This is a genomic window from Neobacillus sp. CF12 (genome assembly GCF_030348765.1).
In the GTDB taxonomy this organism is placed as follows: domain Bacteria; phylum Bacillota; class Bacilli; order Bacillales; family Cytobacillaceae; genus Neobacillus.
In genome coordinates, this window is record NZ_JAUCEU010000007.1 from 1193264 (window position 1) to 1216060 (window position 22797).

Genomic DNA, 22797 nt, shown 5'->3' on the forward strand with positions numbered 1-22797 from the left:
TAAAAATTTTGTTGAAATAATTTGAAAAGTAATTTATAGAAATTTCGGATACCGTAGTATAATAATCTCGTTATTGATTAATCGAGAAACTGGTGAAGATACGTGCGCACATATAATGAAAGAATAAGTATTTATCATGGAATGGTTTCAACCATTGCGATTAACCTTGCAGGTAACTTTTATCCCATCTTCGCTATCTCAATACTGGGAGCAACCAATTACCAGGTTGGATTGATTAGTTCACTTCCCCCTTTAATTGCACTCGTGATGACAATACCTGCAGCCATTTTATTAAACCGTTTAGAGAGCCAGAAGAAAACGGTAGCGATGGCTGTTTTAGTGGCTCGCTTGTTATTTATACTGCTGATTGGTGTTGTTTATGTTTCCTCTCCTTACCAAGCATGGGCTTTTTTGATTATTATCGCGCTTATGAATATACCAGCCACCCTTTCCAACATAGGCTGGCAGACATTGATTAGCGGGATGATTAAAGACGAGCGAAGGGGAGTATTTTTTAGTGATCGTAACCGTTTGTTAACCATTGCCGGTATGATATCCACACTGGTCATCGGGATTATAATGAAAAATCAAACAACGAATGCCTCGGCATATCAATGGTTATTTTTCGTTGCCTTACTTTTTGGATTAGGAGAGGTATTTTTCTTAATGAAGCATAAGGAAAAAGTCCAACCCTCCACAAGTTTGAAAAAATCGTCTATGAATTGGTCCATTTTTAAAGACCATGGATACAAATGGTTCCTAATAGCAGCATTATGTTTTAATTTCACCTGGCAAATGTCTTGGGGAATCTTCAATATCTACAATGTCAGAATCGCAGAAGCTACTATTCTTTGGATTAGTATTTTTTCGGTTGCCAATCAAGTAGTTCAAATTTTCACCTTCCCTCTTTGGAAAAAGTGGGCAGAACAAAAGTCGAACACGTTAATGCTCGTTTGGGCTGCACTAGGAATGGCGCTCGTTCCATTTTTAACAATACTATCTACCAATCTATATTATTTAACGGCGGTGAGTGCAATATCCGGATTTTTTATTTCTGGAGTGGTCCTCTTATTGTTTAACTTACTACTAGAGCAATCACCAGTGGAAAATAGGACCTATTGCATAACTACCTACAATGTACTTCTATCATTTGTTGCCTTTATAGCCCCTCAGATTGGAATATTACTATTAGAGGGCATTGGCATTCAAAAATCAATGGAGTTAAACTCCATGTTGAGAATAGTCAGTGCATTGGTATTCCTTCTCATGTATGCTCAAACAAGGAAATTTAAAAAGGTTGTTCTAGTAAAAAACTAGTAATTATTTCTATTAAGTTGGAATTTTCTGTATGACTAACTTGATATACTAGTCATACGGAGGTGGTTCTTTTGAAAATAGAAAACCAGGAAACAAATTCTCTGCCGAGCACCAACAACAATAAAAACACAGTACGAGTAAACAACAATTTCAACCTAACCATTAACCTTGGAGATTCATTGAACTTACTTGCCCTCATCGGTGGTATCTACCTAATTCGAACATTATCTAAAAAAACTAAACTAAAACACAAACAAGAAAAAATGTAATGGAAATCTTCCATTACATTTTTTGGTGCCCATTTTTTGGTGCCTGTCACCATTTATACATTGACTGCATATCTCTTTCGTCCTTTAAAGTAGACCCATTCTTTGAAGCCTATTTCTTTGAGGCGGGTTCGAACTTGTTCGAATTCGTCTCCTACTCGGTGTGGGTCATGGGCATCGGACCCAAAGGTAACTTTTACTCCGTGATGGAGTGCCATTTCTAAAATCTCATCGGCAGGATACCAGCCACCCACATATTTGGTTTTTCCAGAGGTGTTGATTTCGATAGCTACATCACACTCTGCTATCACCTTTAAAGTATGTTCGACTGCAGCAGTTTGGATCTTCGAAAAGTCAGGATAGTAGCCCTTCATGGCATCAATATGACCTAGAATTTGATACATGCCGCTGCGGGCAGATTGTTCAATTAAAGAATAATACGTTTCTTTCGTTCGTACTTGTTCTTTGGAACTCAAACCTTCCCAGCGGTCTTTTTTAAAAATGCTTACTCCATCAACATGGTGAATGGATCCGATAATATAATCAAATGGATAACGGTCAAAATACTGACGATAGTTGTCTACATATTCAGGGAAAAAATCGGCCTCAATTCCTAAAAGCACCTCAATTTTTCCAGTATACTCATCTTTTAACTTCAGGACTTCAGCTACGTAATCAGGAAATTGACTTGTTGCCATGGTTATATGTGGAAAGGGATGATCCTCTTCACTCGAGAAGTATGGAGTATGGTCAGATATCCCAATGATATTTAAGCCATTTTCTATACCTGCCTCAATATAATCTCGAATACCTCCCCTAGCGTGCCCACACCGGTCATGGTGTGTATGTAAATCAAATTTCATCTTCGTATTACTCATTAATTCATCACCTCTAAAATCTATTTTCCCATATTAAGGAATTTTAATTCTTTTTCAAAAGTACCCTATTATACAAGTTTGCCTACCTTTTAACATTCAACTTTCATAACCAAAATTCCTTTTTATTACTCTTTTGTCCAATCCATAAGACAAGCTGTTTCATATATATAATTAATAACTATAAATGAGAGGTGTTTTATGAAAAGTTGTGATTGTCGTGCAACAGTAACAGCAACTGCCGTACCTGTTGAAACATTAATTAATCGTTTTCCCTCCAGCGGCAAAATTACTGTATCTGCACGAATTTGTGATGTTAATTGTTCGGCCAAAAACAGTTTTATTTCCATCCTTTACGGTGACAATCAAAATCAAAACAATAGCTTTGTTTTTCGATCCGTGGTATCTGGGTTACCCACATGTGAACCTGTATCTGGAGGCGGCACTGGAATGATTGTGTCGGCAGAAGGAGAAGTCTCTGGAGTCAATTTTAATGACAACGCAACTCTATCAAACATACACTTTCTCTATGAAACGATTATCGGAAATGCCATTTGTTCCATTTCATTAACCGCAAACGGACAGACTTTTGAAATACCTGGATGTATCTTTAGTCATGCTGAAAACCAAAATTAAGCAGCTCCCTAATTGGGAGCTGCTCTTTTATTACTTTTTCAAATGAAAAGGTACTGTAGTAATGATTACATTTCTTTTATACAGCAGGTATGCTTTAATTAGTAAGCTTGATTGGTTATGCAGGATATTGTGCCAGCCTTTTTTTGGTATGAATTGTGGAATGACAACTGTCACCCGGTAATTCGCTTCACTGGCTTTATGCTGGACTGTATCAACAAATTTAGTCAAAGGCTGAATGATACTCCTGTAATGGGAATGCAGGGTTACAAGTCGAATATCCGGCTGCCACTGATTCCATTTTTCTTCGAATTTCTTCTCATCATCACGTTCAAAGGAAACATATACAGCAAGTATTTGATCTGCTCCAAGTGACTTTGCATAGTTTACTGTGTTTTCAACTACCTGCGTAATCCCTGCTACTGGAACAATAATCACATTTCCTTCTATTGGGACTGCAGGTTGATCACAATTTAATCTTAGTTGATCTCCGACTGCTTCGTAATGCTTTCTAATTCGGTAAAAAATGAAAACAATTACTGGCAAGAACACCAATACAGGCCAAACTTGAGCGAACTTCGTTAAAAAGAACATAATGGTAACGATAAAGCAGATAATTGCCCCCAATGTATTAATGATGAACTTCGAGGTCCACCCCTGCGGCTTTTCACGAAGCCATTTTAACATCATCCCAGTCTGAGACAAGGTAAACGGAATAAATACACCAACCGCATAAAGCGGAATTAAATGTTCCGTTTGGCCTTTGAAAAAAATAATTAAGAGGATTGAAGCCAAGCCTAGGACGATAATTCCATTTGAATAACCTAACCGATCTCCTCTTATTTTGAACATTCTCGGTATAAATTTATCGTTTGCTAGATTCACAGCTAACAATGGAAAAGCTGTATATCCGGTGTTGGCAGCTAGAATTAAAATTAACGCTGTAGTCCCTTGAATAAAGAAATACATAAAATTACGTCCGAATGTTTGCTCCGCAATTTGAGAAACGACTGTAACCTTTTCATTGGGAGTAATACCATAGTAATAGGCTAACACTACAATCCCCGAAAATAATATGGCCAGTAATCCTCCCATTGCTGCCAGTGTTTTTGCAGCGTTATTTGGAGCCGGGTCCTTAAAGTTCGGAATCGCATTTGATATCGCCTCAACTCCGGTAAGCGCTGAACTGCCTGAAGCAAATGCCCTTAAAAGCAGAAATAGAGATATCCCAGCAATAGGAGTACCTACAGGTGTATGCAATTCTGCCGGAACCTGCCCTGTTAGAATATTAAATATTCCCACTCCAATCAAAATGAATAAGGCTAGGACGAATAAATAGACAGGATATGCTAAAATAGAAGCAGACTCCGTTACACCTCTCAAGTTTAAAACTGTAATAAAAAGGACGAAAACAATCGCAATACCCACATTATGGTCGTGTAATGCTGGAAAGGCTGATGTTATGGCATCTGTTCCAGCTGAGACACTCACTGCTACCGTTAAAATATAGTCAACGAGCAAGGAACCGCCTGAAATTAGTCCATAATTTATACCCAAATTTTCCTTTGATACTACATAAGCCCCTCCACCGTGTGGATAAGCAAAAATAATTTGTCGATAGGATAGAATTAACGCAATTAATAAGATTAAAACTCCTATTGCAATCGGAACAGAATACCAAAAGGCGACCGCTCCTACTGTCATTAAAACAATTAATATTTGTTCCGGACCATATGCCACGGATGATAATGCATCTGAAGAAAGGATTGCCAATGCTTTCGTTTTATTTAGCTTTTGTTCGCCTAATTCTGTTGACTTTAAAGGTCTGCCAATTAAAAATCTTTTGACTGAAGAAACCATTTTTTCGCACCACCGAATTTTCTATAAAGTTATTTTTTCTTAATTTGCTTAAAAAAGCACAAAAAAATGCCTGCAAGTCAAAGTTAAAGACCTGCAGACATTAATAAACCTGTCTCACAAGCTCCACCTTCCTTCTCATTAACGCTTACGAGGTTAGCTGTCGGATTCGGGCCATTGAGTAGCCCTACCTATAAAGGATTCACCCCTTGGATATACTATCCATATGAATGGGTCCCCCGCACCAATTTGGTCTCAGCGATTTAGAAATATGAAACTGTGATTATCATACTCCTGTGTTTCTGAAAAGTAAATTACTATTTTTTATAGATTGGAGAAAATTTATGTCTAAAAAGAAAAAGCCTTTATTAACTGATGAATTTTTAGATGAACTGGCCAACGAAATCAATGAATTATACGGTAAACCCGAAGAAAAAAATGATGAAAAAACGAATGATAAAAAAGAGGAGTGAACTCTTCATCCATATTTCGATATAACAATGGTACACTTGTCCAAATTGTAAGAATCCCCCCCATTTTTAAGACAATCTGATTATTGGTACATATAATAACGTATCGGAGGATTAATGGTTAGGAGGATTAAAAATGGATAATATTATTCTGCTATCGAGACACACCTCTAACAGTGGAATACTAACGCTTCACCCCAAATTAGCAGAATCAATGGGAATAACTCAAATTACTGCTAGAAAAATCAGATTTGGAGCTAAAACATATCAATCTATTGTGGACATTTCTGATGACCTGCCTTTGAATGGGGCAAGCCTATCTGGGGATATTTTGGACATGCTGAATATACCTCAGCATTGCAGCCTGGAAATCAAGCAGAATGGCAACGAAATACAAATGGGACCCTTTATTGGTTTACTAGCTGGCTATTATCAAAGCTCGATCAAGAAATATCTTGATCATTTACGCGATTATGTCTTGCTTTATCATGAGATTAAGGGTGCAATTCTAGTCTTTTCTCTTGACCATGTTGATAAAACAAATCAAACAGTAAAAGGATTTTTATATAATCCTCTAACAAAACAATGGGAAGAAGGAATCTACCCCTATCCTTCCTCTATTTTTGTGATGACATCTTCTGTAAGTTCTGCATGGATTCAACATTTTAAATCCGTGATCGGCGATACAGTTTTTAATGATTTCTTTCACACTAGGTGGAGTATTCACAAGAAATTATCTAGCTCAGTCGGTGTAAAATGTTATCTGCCCGATACAAATCTTTATGGTTCTCCTCAAGATCTGTACTATTTTTTAAAGAAATTCCCTAATTTAATCGTCAAACCACTAAACAGCGCTAATCGGTCTACAATTAGAGTATTTTTAAAAGACTCGAATTCACTCGTTATTACTAATCTTAGAACGCTAGAAACGAAGAGTTTCAAGTTCAATAATCGCGAACAAGCCTATTCTATCTTTAAAAAATATTTTAAAGATGGAGAATACTTGATTCAGGAATCGATCGATGTAACTGGATATCGAACGATCACCATTCGAATCATTACCGTTAAAGATCATTCAGGTCAGTGGAAAGCAATGGGTTTGTTTACGCGAGGCGATCAGTCTGAAGAGAATGAAGGTAAATTAATGCCATTGGTTAAATTTCAAAAAGAGATGGTTGCAGATTTCTTACAGCAAAGTGATTTGTATGCCTCCCTTACCTATCAGGAATTAATCCATATTACTATTGACACAGTCAAAGAAATTGAAAGTATGGGGGTCCATTTTGCAAATGCAGCTGTGGATATTATAGTCGGAGAATTAGGGGATATCTGGATTTCTGAAATTGATCACTTTAATCCATCACACGAGATCGCATTAGTCGCGGGCTACCCGGAACTTTACTATGAAATCTTAAAAACCAATATGCTTTATGCAAAAAGGCTGGCAGGTTTTTAAAAGTAACAAAAGAGCTAACCAAATTAGCTCTCAGATTGTCGAGAAAGGGTATCTTTCTCGGCAATTTTTTATTTAAACTAAGACTAACCTACGATTTTTTTGAAAAATTCCTGCCTGCTCAATGGCCTGTTGATTTCCGCTCCAGGTGCTTCGCTTTCTGCGGGCGTGCCGGAAAGCCTCCTCGGCGCTGAAGCGCCTGCGGGGTCTCCCCCTGCCCCGTACTCCCGCAGGAGTCTTCGCACCTTCCGCTCCAATCAACAGGGGTGCATTAACTTAGAATTACCACACACTTTTTCCAGCCTAGACAAGTGTGTAGGCAATCTTTTTATATTTTGGCATGCTGCGATGAGTAACACTTGCTCACTCGCATTATGCAATCCCTGTAACCTACAATAGCGAAGCTCATGCAATTCTTTTGAATCTGCAAAGCTTCGCTCTACTTTTTCCTTTCAAAAATTATAAAGTACTTTACCTGATTTTGAAAGCCGGTTAAGTCTTACCTTTTCCTTATGCTCTTCCCAAACATGTCTGGTAACAACTTTTGTTTTGTTTTGAGATTTTGTACACTCCGACAGGAGTGGGCAGTTGGTACACTTTTTTGGATCCGACTTATATTACCGATAGCCTTCTCTTGTAGTGGTACGGTATTGTAACTCCTGACCATTTGGGCAAACATACAAATCTCGCTCTTTGTCATATGTAAACTTCCATTTTGGAAATAAGCCTTTTGTTGGTTGATATCTTCTATGAGCAATAACTCCAAAAATATTACGTTCATTAAGTCCCTTACAAATTGGATTTGTCAGGTAACCGGAATCAAGTGCGACTGCTTCTACTTTAAATCCAAATCGTTCGACCTGACGGTCTAACCGTGATAGATAGGGGACAGAATCATGGACATTTCCTGGTGTAACATACGCATCAGTTATGATGTTGAATTTCATATCTGTAGTCCTATGATCAAGAAAACAGAACATTTCCTGTTTATTCTCTCGGGACATAAACCCACATTCAGGATCAGTTGTACTTTGGCGTATTTCCTTTTTCTCAATCATCTCCTCTTTTTCCTTTAGAGGCTTTTTTCCATGGTTTTCCCGCTCTTCCTCTTCCTCAATAGCTTTATTTAGATCTCCTACGTATTCGCGTGTTTCAATTTCCACTTCGACTCTAGTGAATTTATTTTTATTTGCGTTCGCTTTAAGATGCGTGGAATCAGTAAACAAAACTCTTCCTCCAACCATCTTGTGTTGTAGCGCTGGAAGACAATATCATCAAAAATTTCCTCAAATATATTCGTATCTTTAAAACGGGTACGCCGGTTCCAGCTTATAGTTGAATGATGGGGTACCGGATCGTTTAGCTTTAGTCCTAGGAACCATCGATAAGCTACATTTGTCTGAATTTCGCGTTCTAATTGGCGTTCAGAACGAATGCCATAAAAATATCCGATAAACATCATCTTAAAGAGTTGTATTGGGTCCGAAGGACGCCCGTTATTTTCAGAGTAAAAAGGACGGACTCTCTCACCAATAAAAGAAAAGTCGATATATTTGTCCACCTTTCTTAACAGGTGATCTTGAAGCACTAAATCATCAATAAATACAAATTCCGCTTCATTTTGTATCTCTTTTTTGGCTTATACATTTAATCCACCGTCCTATTAGTATTAATAGTATTATATCAAATTAACGCGGTGAATCGTTAAAGTTATTGAAAATAAGGTCTCCTTTTCTGTAAGATTGGTGCCATTATCAATATAGATAGCAAGGAGTGGATTGGAGCGAAAGGTGCTTGACTCCTGCGGGATGTAGAGGAAAGGTCGAGACCCCACAGACGCGTAGCGTCGAGGAGGCTCGACTTCCTCCCCGCGGAAAGCAAGCACCTGTAGCGGAAAGGAACGGTCCATTTGTATACAAAAAACAACATTCTATAAGAAAAGAGCCAAAATAAAAGACTGTCGAGAGTTTCTCGACAGCCTGAGAGCTAACCAAATTAGCTCTTTTTTGCTATTTCCATTATTTCTTTTAATTCATTTGTAAAACCTTTTACTGCTTTATTTCCTAATACAGTTACTGGGACACCTAAAAAGCCATACTTCTCGACTTCTTTTTGATAGTCAGCATTTGTTGATATATCTCTTACCTCAAAAGGGATGCCTTCTTCGGTAAGGACTTTTTTTACCATGGTGCATTCAATACAGTCGTTTGTGGTATATACGATGATCTTTTCAGCCATTGTTTTCCCTCTCCTCCCTCAATTGGCTTTACATCATTTAAAAAAATATGTTCTACTTCTATAGTATCACTTATAGAGATTACCCCAAAAGAATACTGCTTCTGTCTTCTACTTTTATGTAGTTTGGTTTCACCTTGAATACGACAACGCAATTTGACAAAAAAACGCCGGAATTGTCTGTTCCTGCGCTTTCCCAAGAAATAGAGAAATAATTTCCTGGATTTTGAAATCAATTCTTCCTTAACTTGGATGTGGTGCTTATTACCTAGAACACCTTCCTTACATATTAAATTTTTTTAAGGAAAAAATAGTGGAGCAATTAAAGGAGGCATTATTGATGGACAAAAAGTTATTTAGAGCACTAAACCAATTCACAGGGCATTATCGTTATCTTGATATAATCATGATCATGATTTCAAAGAAACTACGCTATCTTTTTGCGTTTATTTTGTTACTCATGTGGTTTCGTAATAACTTTCATAAAAGAATCGCTTCTTTTGCAGGAATTTCTGCCATTATTACATTCTTCCTCACCAGCGTAATTAAATCATTTTATTTTAAACCTCGACCATTTTTGAAGAAACGAGTGAATCTATTAGCACCGGTCCCATCAAAAAAGAATTCTACATTTCCAAGCAAACACACGACTCTTTCCTTTGCAGTAGCCATTTCAGTGCTTTTTTACAAGCGCACATTGGGTTTTATTCTGTCCATATTAGCTTTCTTATCTGGTTTTTCACGTATTTGGATGGGACAGCACTATCCATCTGATATTATAGGCAGCGCTGTAATAGGAAGTATAATTGCTACATGTGTTAACTTTTCTGCAAGCTTTTGGGAACCCTTTATTACCCGAGTTATCCATGGCTACAATCGTTTCATTTCTTTAAAATAATTCTAGGTTGCTTACCAATTTTTCTAGTTATGTAACTGGACAAAATCAATTATCAATTGATTTAATTCTTGTGCTGCTTTTGTAGGGATCTGATGTTTTTTCGAAAGAAACCTTAATTCATTAAATGGTAATTTTTTTTGCAAAAGATTAGCATATCTTTGAAATGATTTGTCCTTCTTACCGTAGACCATTAATATGGGATGCTTAATATTTTCAAGCTGATTGGTACAATTATACGCCAAACTATATTGGTAATATTGTTTAATATTTCTAACGTCGCCTTTCACTGCTTCTTTGTACAATTTTTCAAATGTCTCTTTTGTATCTGAATTTCCATATGTAATGGCATAAGCTAGAAACGAAAATGTTCGAGGGTTAGCAAGTTTAACTGCTAAAGAAATTCTTTTTCTCAGATAAAAATCACTCGCCTCCGACATTCCGCTTACTAAAATACTTCCAAAGGCTCTGTCGGAATAAGTCAGCATAAATTCTAAGGCAATAGAAGCTCCTGTCGAATACCCGCATAGGAATACTTTTTCGATGCCTAAATGATTTAATAAGTGTTTAATATCTTCCACAATTAATGGATACGTAACTGGTTTAGTTGAATACTGGCTTCTTCCATGCCCTCTTATATCAAAAGAAATCACTTTAAAATCATGAGATAGTTCATCCATTTGGTATCTAAAATTCTCACTCGTTAGTAAAGGAGGATGGATAAAAACGATGGAAGTTCCATTTCCTTTTACATCATAATACAGGCTGACACCGTTCACATCCAGCATTGGCATTATCTGTTCACCTCAATAATGATTTAATAAGGACATTTCAGGATAAAGGAGGTTTTTCAGAATCACTTTATGGATTCTAATAGAACTGCTTTTGTTATTATACCTTCACTTGTCAAATAGAATTCTTAGCCAATTAAAAGGAAGTTCCTCAGCCATCAACTTCCAAAAGAAAAAAACTGTTCTCTTGTAAAAGGAACAGTTTTTTTCTTTTGGCACTGTTAATCTTTTAATTAAAGGAACAAGAAAGCAATAGGCGTTACTAAAATTAATGTTAAAACTGTCCGTTCAAACCAAATTATGATTAACTTTGGAATACTTATTGGTATTTCAGTTGAAAGGATACTAGGAATAGATGCCGAAAAGAAAAGAATGGATGAAATGGCAACCGTTGCGATGATAAACTTTGTTATTAAAGGAGCATCGACTACGAGTAGCGCAGGCAGGAACATCTCAGCAATTCCAACTGCAGAAGCTTTTGCTGCAAGGAAAGGTTCTGGAATTTGTAAAGCCCACGTAAATGGATAAAAAATATAGCCTAGTATATCAAATACAGGTGTATATTCAGCCAAAACTAAACCAATAAGTCCGACAGATAAAATGGACGGTAGAATACCCATGGTCATAATAAACCCATCTCGTAGGTTTTCCCATAAATTCTTTCCAAGGCTTAAGGAATTGTTTGCTCCTTCCATCGCATGTTTCCATGCATGCTGCAAAAATTTTTCCTTAATTACTACTTCAGGGTCTGCTTTATCCGAAATATACACTTCACTCATTTTATTTAGTGGCCAAAGTCTTGCGGTAAGTGCGGTAACTACATACGTGATCACTAATGAGACCCAAAAATACAAACCCCATAGATGCATAATACCGAGAGTTTTAGCTACCACAATCATAAATGTTGCAGAAACGGTTGAAAACCCCGTTGCGATAATGGCCGCTTCTTTTGCCGTGTATTTTCCTTCTTTATAAAGGCGGTTGGTCATTAATAATCCAAGAGAGTAACCACCTACTAAATCAGCTACCAAATCTACAGCGGAACGTCCAGGGGTTTTCCATATCGGTCTCATGATCGGCTGCATTAATACCCCGATAAATTCTAGTAAGCCGTACCCGATAAGGAGCCCCAAAAATAAAGAACCTATTGGAACAACTAGACCTACAGATACAACTAACTTTTCAAAAAGGAATGGGCCCATATTTGGTGCCATCAACCATGCAGGTCCTACCTTAAAAAATAGTAGAATGGCAACAAGAAATCCTAGTATTTTTAAGATAGAAAAGACCATCGTGACCTTGTCCCTTTTCCATGTTTTTGAAATAAAAGGATAAACAGCCCCTAATAAAATAACAATGAAAGCATAAACAGAGACAAAAGAAGGGAAACTTTGTTTAATCCACGTTACCATATGATCAATAGGAATTGACGAAACATTATTTAAGGTAATAGGAATAAAAAACATAAAACTTCCTATTAAACTATAAATCAAAAATTTCAGAATATTTCTAGTAGAATAAATTTGTTTAGCATTTGGTTCTACCTTTATCTTAAGATTTGGTGCACCCATACCCATCCCCCTAGTATAATTTACCTTCCTAATTTCATCCAACTTGTCCACCCGAGGTGGACAAATTGGATGAAATGTCTTTTTGTGGTGCCTGTCACCGTAGCTATCTTTTCGATATCAACCGCTATCTATATGCTAGCATTCTGTCGAAGCATGACTCCTGTTAAGAAAGTTAGGAATATATGTGTTCCTAGTTTGACTGTTGGTTGGACGGCTGTGTCTTTCAGTGGATCCAGGCAGACGATGTCCATGGCTTTGACTTTTGGATGCTTCCCTGCTGTTAGTACCCCTTCTAGCAGTTCGGCGGTTGTCATGCCCCCCGGCGTTGAGGCCGGTACCCCTGGAGCATAGGCAATATCTAAAACATCCATATCTACTGTCAAATAGATGGTATCTACCTTTGAAGATAATTTATCTAAACAATGCAGAACGGTTTCTTCTATCCCCTTTTTACGTGCTGAACGAAGTGTGAAATAGTTAACTCTTTTTTCATCTGCATACTGCTTCAAATCCTTTGTATTAAAAAAACCATGCAGACCAATATTGTACATATTGCTGCCTTCCACCACACCGCTCTCGATTAAATTACGCATAGGTGTACCGTTTGAAGGACCATTTTCCGACATGTCTCTCAAATCAAAATGAGTATCAAATTGCAGGATACCGATTGTTTCAGCAGGCTTTGCCTGGTGCATTCCTTTAACCATCATCGCTGTGATTGAGTGATCTCCGCCAATCGCACAAACCTTAGAATTAAGGAAATGAGCATGAATAGCCGCCGAGGCTTCAATAATATTTTCATGACACTTACCAATATCTGTAACGTGCATTGGAACATCTCCGACATCAAGTACCGTCATTTCTGCCAAATCTACATCTTCATCGAGATTATAAGTAGCAAAACCCCTCCATGACCGCCTGAAGGCTTCCGGGAATTCAGATGCTCCTGATGCGCTAATCGATGAACGAGATAAGGGAACACCGAGGATTACCACCTCGGCGTTCTTAGCTCGTTCTAAATCAGACATATCAGAAAGTGGCTGGATCCATTCATGAACCTTACTCACTACCCCATGCTCTGGCCTTACCCACATAAAACTTGAAGGATTAATTTTTGGATAGAGAAAGTTCTTCAAGTAATTGACCTCCCCTGACAACTACCTTTCCAGACTTCACCACGGTATGCGTATGGTTCACCCCATAGGAGTATTGAAGTTTCATATAATTGTCCACATTAAAAATCGTAATGTCAGCCTTTTTTCCAACTTCTAAACTGCCAATTTCTCGACCGCGATTAATCGCATGTGCGGCATTTATCGTTGCGGCCGTGATCACTTCCGCAGGTGTCATCCCCATTTTCAAACAGCCAAGATTCATAATAAATGGCAAAGACACCGTTGGTGAGGAACCAGGATTACAATCGGTCGATAATGCAACAGGTACCCCAAGGTCAATCATTTTACGACCGTTTGCCGACTCGGCCATTAAAAAGTAGGCTGTACCCGGTAATAACACACCAACCACACCTTTATCAGCCATTGCCTTCATCCCTTTTTCAGAAGCCCTTAATAAATGATCTGCAGAGATTGCCCCTACTTCAGCAGCAAGTTCAGCCCCTTCATAGGGTTCAATTTCATCGGCATGGATTTTCGGTATCAGACCATGCTGTCTCCCCGCCTCCAGAATCCGCTTTGATTGCTCTGGGGTAAAAACACCATGTTCACAAAATACGTCATTGAATTCGGCCAATTCAAGCTCCGCTACTTTTGGGATCATCTCACGAATGAGCAGCTCCACAAATTCATCAGGACTCTCTTTATACTCTTTTGGTATTGCATGTGCACCCATAAAGGTTGAAACGACATCGATGACATGTTCTTCATTAAGCTTTTTCGCAACTTCGAGCTGTTTACGTTCCGTTTCCCACTCCATTCCGTATCCGCTTTTCGCTTCAACCGTTGTCACGCCGTGGCGCAGGAATTGATTTAAACGTTCGAAACCTTCTTCAAATAGCTCTTCATGTGAAGCACCCTTGGTCCTTCTTGTTGTTGCGTGAATTCCACCGCCGCTATTCATAATTTCCATGTAAGTGGCACCCTGAAGCCGCATATTAAACTCATTTTCCCTGCTGCCAGCAAAAACAAGATGTGTATGTGGGTCTACAAGTCCTGGAGTTACAAGCTTTCCACTTGCATCCACCACCTCTGCCTCACCCAGACGACTTTCGAATTTCCCAAAAATCTCCTCATCTGTACCTACAGCCTGTATAACACCGTTTTCAATCCAAACACTTCCATTTTCAATTAGACCTAACTCAGACATCGCTTCTTTCACAAGCGGAGCATCAGAACTCCCCTTTAATGTCACGAGTTGAGAAGCATTTCTTATAAAAATAGGCTTACTCATCCAATCACCTCTTTAGTCTTGATTCAACATTGGCATCTTGATGCCTTTTTCCTTTGCAGTCTTAATCGCTAGTTCATAGCCTGCATCAGCATGACGAACTACACCCATTCCAGGATCTGTGGTTAATACTCGTTGCAATCGAACTTCCGCATCCTTTGTACCATCCGCTACAATCACCATTCCGGAATGCTGAGAATAACCCATTCCTACACCGCCGCCATGGTGAAGTGACACCCAGCTCGCACCACCAACAGCATTTATCATGGCATTAAGAATTGGCCAGTCTGATACTGCATCACTTCCATCCTTCATTCCTTCTGTTTCCCGGTTTGGCGATGCAACTGAACCTGCATCCAAATGGTCCCGACCAATGACAATCGGTGCCGATACTTCACCGGATGCAACAAGGTCATTAATGATTTTTCCTAAACGGGCACGATCTCCATATCCAAGCCAGCAAATACGAGCGGGAAGTCCTTGAAAGCTGATTTTTTCCTGTGCCATTCGTACCCATTTACAAAGATGGTCATCATCCTTAAACTCACGAAGGAGGACTTCATCGATTTTTCGAATATCCTCAGGATCACCTGACAATGCTGCCCAGCGGAAAGGCCCTTTTCCTTCGCAGAATAATGGACGGATATATGCTGGCACAAAGCCTGGGAAATCGAACGCATTTTCTACGCCCTCATCCTTTGCTACTTGTCGAATGTTGTTTCCATAATCAAACGTTACAGCACCCTTTTCCTGCATGGTCAGCATTGCCCTAACGTGAATCGCCATGCTTTGCTTCGAAAGCTTTACATACTCCACAGGATTGTCTTTTCTAAGAACCCTTGCTTCTTCTATGCTATAACCAACCGGAACATACCCATTTAACGGATCATGAGCAGACGTCTGGTCTGTTAGCACATCTGGGATAAACCCCTTTTCAATCATGATTGGCAGCAACTCAGCAGCGTTTCCTATCAAACCAATTGATAATGCTTTTCCAGCTTTCTTTGCTTCGATTGCAAGATTAATAGCCTCTTCTAAATCGCTTGTTTTTACATCAAGGTAAGCGGTTTCAATTCTGCGATCTACTCTTGTTTCATCGACATCAATCGCAAGGCATACACCATCATTCATTGTAACCGCTAATGGCTGTGCTCCACCCATGCCGCCAAGTCCTGCTGTTAAGGTAATGGTATGCTTTAGTGATCCGCTGAATTCTTGACGTGCAAGCTCCGCAAACGTTTCGTACGTTCCTTGGACAATTCCTTGTGTTCCAATATAAATCCAGCTGCCTGCTGTCATTTGTCCGTACATCATTAACCCTTTTTTATCTAACTCGTGGAAATGCTCCCAGTTTGCCCAAGCAGGAACTAGATTGGAGTTAGCTAGTAATACACGTGGTGCATCTTTATGAGATTTGAAAACTGCCACAGGTTTACCTGATTGAATTAACAATGTTTCATCACTTTCTAATTCAAGTAGAGATTTCACAATTGCATCATATGATTCCCAATTACGTGCTGCCTTCCCTATTCCACCATAAACGACTAAATCCTCTGGACGCTCTGCAACTTCTTGGTCAAGATTGTTCATCAACATTCTTAGTGCTGCCTCTTGAATCCAGCCTTTCGCATGTAATTCTGTCCCTTTATAATTCTTAATGACTCTCGATTTAGATGTACTAGCTTCCATTTTATTCACTCCTCCATATCCTTTATCTCTCCTTTATTATAAAAATAAAATCTTCTGAAAAATACAAATCAATCATTAGAAAAATAGCACTTTTTATTTGAGCAGCTCGTTTATTTTTAGCCTATAACTATATTATTTTTGGAAAAGTGTAATTTTTTTAGAAAAAAAATAAGACTCAGTAGATTCTGAGCCTTATCCCTTCTTCTTTATTCGGAATTCTCTCGGCGACATTCCGACCACTTCTCTAAAGATTCTACTAAAGTAATTGGGATTATGAAAACCAACTAATGGGGCAATTTCCTTTACTGGCTTACTAGTTTCAAGCAGGTACCTCTTCGCTTCTTTTATTCTTATACTTGAAAGGATATCAGTAAACCCTTTACCAGTCTTTGAAATTAGTAAATGACTGAAATATGAAGGATTTCTGTCGACATATTTTGCCACATCCTCAAGCTTTAGGTCACTGTTAGCGAAATGGGTCTCTACAAAGGCAATACCTCTTTCAATAATATCTTGTTTAAACATCTTCGGACTAGAGGTTGCAGCCAAGAATAATTTTTGAACAAACAAGATTAACTTTTGAACCGAACGATAAAGAACACTATCATACAAGATGGAATGAAAAATATGCCGGTACTCTTTTTCGTGGGTTAACTGTTCATCTAAATCATAGGTTTTCATAAATCGTCTTATTTGAGCGAGGATGCTCGTCAGTCTAATTCTAACCAATCCGGGATCTGGATAAGGAGTTTCTAATAGAAGGAATTCATTGTAAAGCCATTTTTTTAGCCCTTCTAAATCATGATTTGCAAGCATGTCCACCCAAACCCTTTGTTCGGGGGGAGCCAAAAAAGGGTCGATATGTACCCATTCAGGAGTGTACTCAAACTCTACAATTTGCCGATAGCCCCGATAATAGGTAAACTCCAGCATTTTCTGTGTTTCAAGAAATTTTTCATTAAGGCTTACTTGTGATGAATGATTGTTCCGTACAACAATGGCGAGTGTGTCAGAAAATTCCTCTTCCCACTTTCTCATTGCTTTTTGACACTGTTCTTTACCATTCTGGCAGGTTTCCTTAAACAATAGAATTATCTTATCACTTAAAGGGAATACCCCATGAATTTCTCTAAACGGATAGTCTGATAAAAAGGAATAGAGCACTCCAATGTTCTCTGTATTTTCAATTTTAAACGCTGCCATTATATAGTCCTCTGGTACTTCACGCTCAGAAATAAACAATGCCTCATAAGATAAGTCCTTATAGTGCTGCGTCTGAGGAGCTGCTCTCGTATCCTTATATTTATCAAATGTTTTTGCTGCTTTTTGATATGCAGATTTCACCTTGGTGGCAGAAAACGGTTTAATCATTAGTTCAAGCGCTTGTAGGTCAATCGCTAAGCGAGCTTTTTCAAATGTAGCCTCCGCACTAGTTACTAGCAGAATAGGTTGATAGATTTGCACTAATTCTCGGAAACTTGACCAACTCTCACGGCTAATCATATCCATTTCTACTAGGATGATATCCGGTGACTCTTTCTCAAATGTTAGGATAAAGTCTTGAAAGTTGGATGCTAAGAGTATCTTGGCCACAGGTATAGAGGATGATTTTAACAGCCATTTTAATCCTTCACGTTCATTTAAATCGCGATCGGCAATCAGCCATTTTCCTTCCATCATACTCTCCCCTATCTATAAAAAGTGCTACTAATATAATAAAAGTATACATGCTGTTTAGGATTCTACAAGCATTTTTCATTTTTATTTCTTATTCATGAATTGCAATAATTTAAATAGAATTCATAGGTTCATTATGAGCATAATAATTTTTGTGACTATTGAAGAGAGGGGAAATACAAGGCATGAAATGGCACAAAAATTTACTTAAAATCGTACAGGACCGTCAGGGTAAAAAACTTGCATTAGTCGTGGATACCTCAACAAATGAAACGAAAATTGACCTCATCGCAAATATTGTAACTTTTTTTAAAGAACTTACTCCTGAAACCATGCTTGTCCAAGCAGATTTTAAAATCCGTACTGCAGAACCTATTACACAAGGCAGTGAAATAAAGTATCACACGCACGGTAAAGCATCCTATACGCTGGCATTCGAATGGGCGGAAGAGGAGAAAATAGAAACCGTCTTTTATATCACCGATTTAACTGGTTTTTTACCGGAGGAAATGCAAGTCCCCTATGAGGTTTATTGGCTTGTACCAACTGAATTTGTTCCCAAAGCTCCATTTGGTAAGGTAATGAAAATCGTTTAGGAAAATCATTAGCAAAAAGAGGAGTACCCTTAATCTCCTCTTTGACAAATTTTTGGGAATTATGATGAACTTTCATCCAGATGAACAGGGGATGAATTCAGAATAGAAGATGAAGGACTTTCTTCATTCGGATGGGTAACTGATTGCTCCCTCACCGGAAGTGATAATGTATTTTTTTCAACCAGCTGCTCTAGTCGATTAATTCTCTCGTGTAATTGAGCACGCTCCTTTTCCGCCATTATACCTTTTGAAGAATAGTATGGATCCTTTTCCCACCAATCCATTCCTATCTCTCTAGCTTTGTCTACCGAGGCAACCAGCAGTCTAATTTTTATTGTTAACAAATCTACATCGGCTAAAGATATCTTAATATCACCAGCGATAACGACTCCTTTATCCAGAATTTTTTCAAGAACATCAAGTAAATTCGATGATTGCGGCGGGTGATGAATGGGCATATGATCCCCTCCTAATCTAAGATTAAAGCAGTTTTCCTAAAGGACCCAATTCAATATTGAGATCTTCATGTTCTAAGCCAAAAACCAGCTTTAATTCTTCCATTTTTTCTTCAAGTCTCATCAAGGTTAAACCTAATTCTTCAATTTGCTCATCTGTTAATGAATCACTTTCCACTCTCCGCATCGCCTGCCTTTCCATAAGCTGACGGAGAAGTTCTATTATGGTAAGGACCAATTTTGCTAACCCTTGCTCTACCTGATTCGAATCAAGTGGTAATCTCTCCATCACCGATCGCCTCCCCTACAATTTTTCTCTCGTATGGTCCAAAGGCGCTTTCAATTGACGAAATTAAAAGCTTTAGATCTACTACGATTAAGTCGATATTCGCAACCGATATGATTATCTCTCCACTAACCACAACACCCGTATCAATGATTCCATCCAAGAGATCTAACAGTGTCATTTCTTTATTTTGAAAAAGATGAACCTGTTCCATCATTACTTCTCCTTTGAAAAATGATAGGGCGGCCATGGTCCGCTCACTTGAAACGTGCATCCTGCCAACGTAAATTCTCGTTCAAGTTCCTGAATACAATCTAGAAAATGTTCCGATTTACTGCTATTAATTAGAAAATCACAGTTTACAATCATTTCATCCTTGCGTTCTGTTATTTCTCTACCCCAATTTTTCCTTAGCTTCGCTTCTTCGAAAAATGGCTTTAACGTTTGTTCAGCCTGGTGCCACCACTGGGATTGTTCTTTTTCAATTTCCTCGTAAATCAATTGATTAAGCTTTTTCTTCATAATAAATTGTTTTCCTTTTGGCATAGTGGCTATATTTTCTCTTAGCTCAAGAACACTTGGATTATGATGTACTACATAGGAAAATGCCTGTTCGGAGTTACAATATATTTTTAAGTTCCATTCTTGTTTTTCTTTCAGTCGATTTAGCTTTTCGAGAATTACATCGTATTGTTCATCAAGTAAGGCAATCAAATTCTCTTCTTTTTGAAAAATCGTACAAAATGACATTGGGAGGATTGTAATTTGGCTGCTATGAATAGCAGAAATACATTCATGATGATGAAATGCTTTTTCCTTTATCCAGTCAGGATCTTTTAATTGATGGTCAATACGCTGCTGGGAAAAATTATCAGGATTAACTGGAGTAATCACTGCAGCAAGTTTTTTAAAGGGGATGACTGAAGATTTCTTTTGGTCAATTCCAATAATGGACGGAACCTCTGTCTTTTGTAATTCCTCCATAAGGATGACACCGTATAAATAGATAAAATCGGTCTCAACCGTTGAATGAGCCATTCCTACCTCCTCCTTTACTAATTAATACTCGTTCTTTTCACGTTCTTTAGCTATTTTGTATCTGTTAAGTAATTCCTGCTCTCGTTCTATATAGGCTTCTTCATCAATTTCTTCCATATCAAACATCATATGCAGTTCTATCAGCTGTTGTTGTATATTGGTGAGATCGTACAACTCCTGATCAACTTCTTCCTGGATTTTCTCACCCAGTTTAATGATCGAACGAATTGGGAGAGTAAATAATTTAAATATCATAATTTCCCTTCAATCCTTAATCGGATATTCACAAAGTTATATGCAGGCCACGGCCCCGAATACTTAAACTCTGCTTTATCCTTCCATATTTCGTAAAGCTCATTTACCCTTTTATCGAAGGGTTCTTCATCATTGGCATCAATCAGAAAGGCAGCATTCATTAGAGTTTTCCCTGGTATGGTTTTATTCAGCTTCCCTGCTTCCGCTAATTCCATCAAAGATTCATAAATTTCTGTTGCCGCTTTCTCCTCCAAATTGAGAATGAAATTTTGGGCTTGCTCACCTATTTGGATTTGTTGATAAAAATTCGCATGTTCCTTCTCCTTTGATTTCCATTCAGTTAAGAGTGGATTTGACTTCATCTCCTGCTCTAGCCATTCTTTCTTTGGAATTACCTTTAAGCCAACTTCCATTTTGTTTTCTAAATGCGAAAATAACTTTTCAAATTCTTCATTTAGATGTTCCATAATTAACAGAACATCGTTTTTAGAGTGAAATACATTTCCAAAGCTCATTGGAATCACGCTATATTGTTTCATTACCTCCGAGATGATTTGTTGATGGGCGATTAAATTGTTCCTGTTGGGTAAAACCTCTCCTGAAACTTTGGATACCACCATTGATACTTGATTGAAGTGGATCGTATACACACCACTTTTTCGTTCATTTAATTTAACGGTTCCAAATTTCTTGGGCACCTTTTCTCGAATCGCACAAAAAAGGTACACCCCATCTTGTGTACTCATTTTTTTTCATCCCTTCTAAGAATTTCCTTTAGAATTAATTCTCTTATTTTCACCTGGGATTGTTTCGGAAGGATTTGGGTCATCGGTCTTATTAATACATCCATACAAAGTGCCTGGTAGTTGTTATTTTCTGCTAGTATTTCAATGTTGGATTTCTTTGCAACAGATGCAATCATTAGTGAAGCTCGTAAACTGGGACAAAATCCATTCCCATACGACCTTAGATTAGTAACCAGCCTAACGACTTCCTCTGCTTCATGCAGTTTTAATCCTGCTTTTTGGTTTAAAATTTCTATCTCTGTTTCCCTGTCGCAAGAATCTAAATGGATGGTTATCAGTCGATCTAAAAGAGCATCCTGGGTATGGAAGGTTCCTACATACTCATCTGGATTACTTGTAAAAATGATGGAAAAGTCAGGATGACATTTGATAAAGGAGTCTTTTCCATTTCCATATAAAGGGAGAACCTTTTCCTCCAGTAGGGATAAAAATATATTATTCGTTTCCGGGCGAGAACGTGAAAACTCATCATAAATTACCACATGTCCATTTTTTACGGCTTCAATTAGTTGACCTTGAACCCAAATTGGTTTGATTTCCTGCTCTTTCTTCAAAACGGTATGAATATAATTATCTATGACTTCCTTCTTCCTGACTCCAGAATACTGACCCAATAGATCTTTATTGGACAATTCATGGTGACCACGAATAATCGTTACTTTTCTATTTAGTTGTTTTGCAATAAATAGTGCTAAGCTTGTTTTACCAACTCCTGTTGGTCCAACAAAATGGACAGGAAAACCAGCTTGCATATAGTTTAGTGATCTGGAAATGATGTCCTTGAAAAAGGGTGTGGTTACATACTCACCTGGTTCATTTCGTTTATCTGATAGATTCAACATTTTTCCTCCTTAATGATAGAAGTTTCGTAAAAAAGGAGCCAAGGCACAGTCAAGCCTTGGCTCCTTCCATTTCTAATTCAAAAACACGACTACGACTCTTCCACAAAAGGTTGTTGATGATGATCCTTAAGAAGACCAACCGCTTTTGCATAACGTAACCACGTATCTACACTGGCAATAACAATACGAGCATCGATTGTTAAAAGCTCAATTCCTACTAAAGAAACACGAGCCCATAAATCAATTACTACACCCTTATCCAAAATACGGTCAATTACTTCCGCCAAGCTTGAAGAGTCTACACTTTTTTGAATAGCAGCCATCTAATCCCCTCCTTTCATCGACTGCAGCTAAAGAGGGAGTGTTATAAATTATTCTTACGTTTTA

22 protein-coding genes, 2 pseudogenes and 1 riboswitch are annotated in these 22797 nt (G+C 38.1%); of the genes and pseudogenes, 6 read left to right on the forward strand and 18 right to left on the reverse strand.

Annotated features, from left to right (window positions below):
* Positions 1-102: 102 nt before the first annotated feature.
* A complete protein-coding gene (locus QUG14_RS06030; protein ID WP_289339619.1) occupies positions 103-1317 on the forward strand; it encodes an MFS transporter in 1215 nt (404 codons plus the stop codon).
* A gap of 322 nt (positions 1318-1639) precedes the next feature.
* On the opposite strand, the gene QUG14_RS06035 is transcribed toward QUG14_RS06030, so the two are convergent.
* On the reverse strand, positions 1640-2446 hold the full coding sequence (locus QUG14_RS06035; RefSeq protein ID WP_289344081.1) for a histidinol-phosphatase: 807 nt from the start codon (positions 2444-2446) through the stop codon (positions 1640-1642).
* 213 nt (positions 2447-2659) lie between these two features.
* Between QUG14_RS06035 and QUG14_RS06040 the strand changes: the two genes are divergently transcribed.
* On the forward strand, positions 2660-3094 hold the full coding sequence (locus tag QUG14_RS06040) for a hypothetical protein (RefSeq protein WP_289339620.1): 435 nt from the start codon (positions 2660-2662) through the stop codon (positions 3092-3094).
* A gap of 30 nt (positions 3095-3124) precedes the next feature.
* Here QUG14_RS06040 and QUG14_RS06045 read toward each other — a convergent pair whose 3' ends face one another.
* A complete protein-coding gene (locus QUG14_RS06045) occupies positions 3125-4951 on the reverse strand; it encodes an APC family permease (RefSeq protein WP_289339621.1) in 1827 nt (608 codons plus the stop codon).
* 127 nt (positions 4952-5078) lie between these two features.
* A riboswitch (cyclic di-AMP (ydaO/yuaA leader) is annotated at positions 5079-5219 on the reverse strand.
* 73 nt (positions 5220-5292) lie between these two features.
* Here QUG14_RS06045 and QUG14_RS06050 point away from each other — a divergent pair.
* Together QUG14_RS06050 and QUG14_RS06055 are read left to right on the forward strand one after the other, a co-directional pair.
* A complete protein-coding gene (locus QUG14_RS06050) occupies positions 5293-5421 on the forward strand; it encodes a bacitracin ABC transporter ATP-binding protein (protein WP_289339622.1) in 129 nt (42 codons plus the stop codon).
* A 133-nt stretch (positions 5422-5554) separates the two neighbouring features.
* Complete coding sequence (locus QUG14_RS06055) at positions 5555-6874, forward strand: YheC/YheD family protein (protein WP_289339623.1); 1320 nt, start codon at positions 5555-5557, stop codon at positions 6872-6874.
* A 254-nt stretch (positions 6875-7128) separates the two neighbouring features.
* On the opposite strand, the pseudogene QUG14_RS06060 reads toward QUG14_RS06055, so the two are convergent.
* Together QUG14_RS06060 and QUG14_RS06065 are read right to left on the reverse strand one after the other, a co-directional pair.
* Positions 7129-8498: pseudogene (locus tag QUG14_RS06060) on the reverse strand (IS1182 family transposase).
* Between the two features lie 368 nt (positions 8499-8866).
* The gene (locus QUG14_RS06065; protein WP_289339624.1) at positions 8867-9109 is read right to left on the reverse strand and encodes a glutaredoxin family protein; all 243 of its coding nucleotides are present in this window, start codon (positions 9107-9109) and stop codon (positions 8867-8869) included.
* A 337-nt stretch (positions 9110-9446) separates the two neighbouring features.
* Between QUG14_RS06065 and QUG14_RS06070 the strand changes: the two genes are divergently transcribed.
* On the forward strand, positions 9447-10004 hold the full coding sequence (locus QUG14_RS06070) for an undecaprenyl-diphosphatase (protein WP_289339625.1): 558 nt from the start codon (positions 9447-9449) through the stop codon (positions 10002-10004).
* Between the two features lie 23 nt (positions 10005-10027).
* Here the strand turns inward: QUG14_RS06070 and QUG14_RS06075 are convergent, their stop codons facing one another.
* The 6 genes from QUG14_RS06075 to QUG14_RS06100 form a co-directional block, all read right to left on the reverse strand.
* Positions 10028-10795, reverse strand: a complete 768-nt coding sequence (locus QUG14_RS06075; protein WP_289339626.1) for an alpha/beta fold hydrolase — start codon at positions 10793-10795, stop codon at positions 10028-10030.
* Positions 10796-11025: 230 nt separating this feature from the next.
* Positions 11026-12363, reverse strand: a complete 1338-nt coding sequence (locus tag QUG14_RS06080; protein ID WP_289339627.1) for a YjiH family protein — start codon at positions 12361-12363, stop codon at positions 11026-11028.
* Between the two features lie 128 nt (positions 12364-12491).
* The gene (locus QUG14_RS06085) at positions 12492-13499 is read right to left on the reverse strand and encodes an agmatinase family protein (RefSeq protein WP_289339628.1); all 1008 of its coding nucleotides are present in this window, start codon (positions 13497-13499) and stop codon (positions 12492-12494) included.
* Complete coding sequence (hutI, locus tag QUG14_RS06090) at positions 13471-14769, reverse strand: imidazolonepropionase (RefSeq protein ID WP_289339629.1); 1299 nt, start codon at positions 14767-14769, stop codon at positions 13471-13473. Before hutI ends, QUG14_RS06085 begins: the two co-directional genes overlap by 29 nt.
* A 12-nt stretch (positions 14770-14781) precedes the next feature.
* Entirely contained in the window at positions 14782-16455 is a 1674-nt protein-coding gene (gene hutU, locus QUG14_RS06095) for a urocanate hydratase (protein ID WP_289339630.1), read from the reverse strand.
* Positions 16456-16647: 192 nt separating this feature from the next.
* Positions 16648-18132 (reverse strand): helix-turn-helix domain-containing protein, encoded by a 1485-nt coding sequence (locus tag QUG14_RS06100; protein WP_289339631.1) that lies wholly within the window; start codon positions 18130-18132, stop codon positions 16648-16650.
* A gap of 185 nt (positions 18133-18317) precedes the next feature.
* Here QUG14_RS06100 and QUG14_RS06105 point away from each other — a divergent pair, with 185 nt between their 5' ends.
* Positions 18318-18728 (forward strand): VWA-like domain-containing protein, encoded by a 411-nt coding sequence (locus tag QUG14_RS06105; protein ID WP_289339632.1) that lies wholly within the window; start codon positions 18318-18320, stop codon positions 18726-18728.
* 176 nt (positions 18729-18904) lie between these two features.
* Here the strand turns inward: QUG14_RS06105 and QUG14_RS06110 are convergent.
* The 8 genes and pseudogenes from QUG14_RS06110 to gvpJ form a co-directional block, all read right to left on the reverse strand.
* Positions 18905-19186, reverse strand: a pseudogene (locus QUG14_RS06110) (gas vesicle protein); the annotation flags it as partial.
* Positions 19187-19208: 22 nt separating this feature from the next.
* Positions 19209-19472: a gas vesicle protein K gene (locus QUG14_RS06115; protein WP_289339634.1), complete on the reverse strand. Its 264-nt coding sequence runs from the start codon at positions 19470-19472 to the stop codon at positions 19209-19211.
* A complete protein-coding gene (locus tag QUG14_RS06120) occupies positions 19453-19683 on the reverse strand; it encodes a gas vesicle protein (RefSeq protein WP_289339635.1) in 231 nt (76 codons plus the stop codon). The genes QUG14_RS06115 and QUG14_RS06120 overlap by 20 nt, the downstream gene beginning before the upstream one ends.
* A 2-nt stretch (positions 19684-19685) precedes the next feature.
* Positions 19686-20507: a GvpL/GvpF family gas vesicle protein gene (locus QUG14_RS06125; protein ID WP_289339636.1), complete on the reverse strand. Its 822-nt coding sequence runs from the start codon at positions 20505-20507 to the stop codon at positions 19686-19688.
* A 21-nt stretch (positions 20508-20528) separates the two neighbouring features.
* Positions 20529-20762, reverse strand: a complete 234-nt coding sequence (locus QUG14_RS06130; protein ID WP_289339637.1) for a gas vesicle protein GvpG — start codon at positions 20760-20762, stop codon at positions 20529-20531.
* A complete protein-coding gene (locus QUG14_RS06135) occupies positions 20759-21508 on the reverse strand; it encodes a GvpL/GvpF family gas vesicle protein (RefSeq protein ID WP_289339638.1) in 750 nt (249 codons plus the stop codon). The genes QUG14_RS06130 and QUG14_RS06135 overlap by 4 nt, the downstream gene beginning before the upstream one ends.
* Positions 21505-22410, reverse strand: coding sequence for a gas vesicle protein GvpN (gene gvpN, locus QUG14_RS06140; protein WP_289339639.1), 906 nt, complete (start codon positions 22408-22410; stop codon positions 21505-21507). Before gvpN ends, QUG14_RS06135 begins: the two co-directional genes overlap by 4 nt.
* A gap of 89 nt (positions 22411-22499) precedes the next feature.
* On the reverse strand, positions 22500-22733 hold the full coding sequence (gvpJ, locus tag QUG14_RS06145) for a gas vesicle protein GvpJ (protein WP_289339640.1): 234 nt from the start codon (positions 22731-22733) through the stop codon (positions 22500-22502).
* Positions 22734-22797 lie beyond the last annotated feature (64 nt).

What these genes read in the sequence shown, in the direction of transcription:
- QUG14_RS06035 (WP_289344081.1), bottom strand. Translation starts at nt 2,446, where the DNA reads ATGAAATTTGATTTACATACACACCATGACCGGTGTGGGCACGCTAGG.
- QUG14_RS06040 (WP_289339620.1), top strand. Translation starts at nt 2,660, where the DNA reads ATGAAAAGTTGTGATTGTCGTGCAACAGTAACAGCAACTGCCGTACCT.
- QUG14_RS06045 (WP_289339621.1), bottom strand. Translation starts at nt 4,951, where the DNA reads ATGGTTTCTTCAGTCAAAAGATTTTTAATTGGCAGACCTTTAAAGTCA.
- QUG14_RS06050 (WP_289339622.1), top strand. Translation starts at nt 5,293, where the DNA reads ATGTCTAAAAAGAAAAAGCCTTTATTAACTGATGAATTTTTAGATGAA.
- QUG14_RS06055 (WP_289339623.1), top strand. Translation starts at nt 5,555, where the DNA reads ATGGATAATATTATTCTGCTATCGAGACACACCTCTAACAGTGGAATA.
- QUG14_RS06065 (WP_289339624.1), bottom strand. Translation starts at nt 9,109, where the DNA reads ATGGCTGAAAAGATCATCGTATATACCACAAACGACTGTATTGAATGC.
- QUG14_RS06070 (WP_289339625.1), top strand. Translation starts at nt 9,447, where the DNA reads ATGGACAAAAAGTTATTTAGAGCACTAAACCAATTCACAGGGCATTAT.
- QUG14_RS06075 (WP_289339626.1), bottom strand. Translation starts at nt 10,795, where the DNA reads ATGCCAATGCTGGATGTGAACGGTGTCAGCCTGTATTATGATGTAAAA.
- QUG14_RS06080 (WP_289339627.1), bottom strand. Translation starts at nt 12,363, where the DNA reads ATGGGTGCACCAAATCTTAAGATAAAGGTAGAACCAAATGCTAAACAA.
- hutI (WP_289339629.1), bottom strand. Translation starts at nt 14,769, where the DNA reads ATGAGTAAGCCTATTTTTATAAGAAATGCTTCTCAACTCGTGACATTA.
- hutU (WP_289339630.1), bottom strand. Translation starts at nt 16,455, where the DNA reads ATGGAAGCTAGTACATCTAAATCGAGAGTCATTAAGAATTATAAAGGG.
- QUG14_RS06100 (WP_289339631.1), bottom strand. Translation starts at nt 18,132, where the DNA reads ATGGAAGGAAAATGGCTGATTGCCGATCGCGATTTAAATGAACGTGAA.
- QUG14_RS06105 (WP_289339632.1), top strand. Translation starts at nt 18,318, where the DNA reads ATGAAATGGCACAAAAATTTACTTAAAATCGTACAGGACCGTCAGGGT.
- QUG14_RS06115 (WP_289339634.1), bottom strand. Translation starts at nt 19,472, where the DNA reads ATGGAGAGATTACCACTTGATTCGAATCAGGTAGAGCAAGGGTTAGCA.
- QUG14_RS06120 (WP_289339635.1), bottom strand. Translation starts at nt 19,683, where the DNA reads ATGGAACAGGTTCATCTTTTTCAAAATAAAGAAATGACACTGTTAGAT.
- QUG14_RS06125 (WP_289339636.1), bottom strand. Translation starts at nt 20,507, where the DNA reads ATGGCTCATTCAACGGTTGAGACCGATTTTATCTATTTATACGGTGTC.
- QUG14_RS06130 (WP_289339637.1), bottom strand. Translation starts at nt 20,762, where the DNA reads ATGATATTTAAATTATTTACTCTCCCAATTCGTTCGATCATTAAACTG.
- QUG14_RS06135 (WP_289339638.1), bottom strand. Translation starts at nt 21,508, where the DNA reads ATGAGTACACAAGATGGGGTGTACCTTTTTTGTGCGATTCGAGAAAAG.
- gvpN (WP_289339639.1), bottom strand. Translation starts at nt 22,410, where the DNA reads ATGTTGAATCTATCAGATAAACGAAATGAACCAGGTGAGTATGTAACC.
- gvpJ (WP_289339640.1), bottom strand. Translation starts at nt 22,733, where the DNA reads ATGGCTGCTATTCAAAAAAGTGTAGACTCTTCAAGCTTGGCGGAAGTA.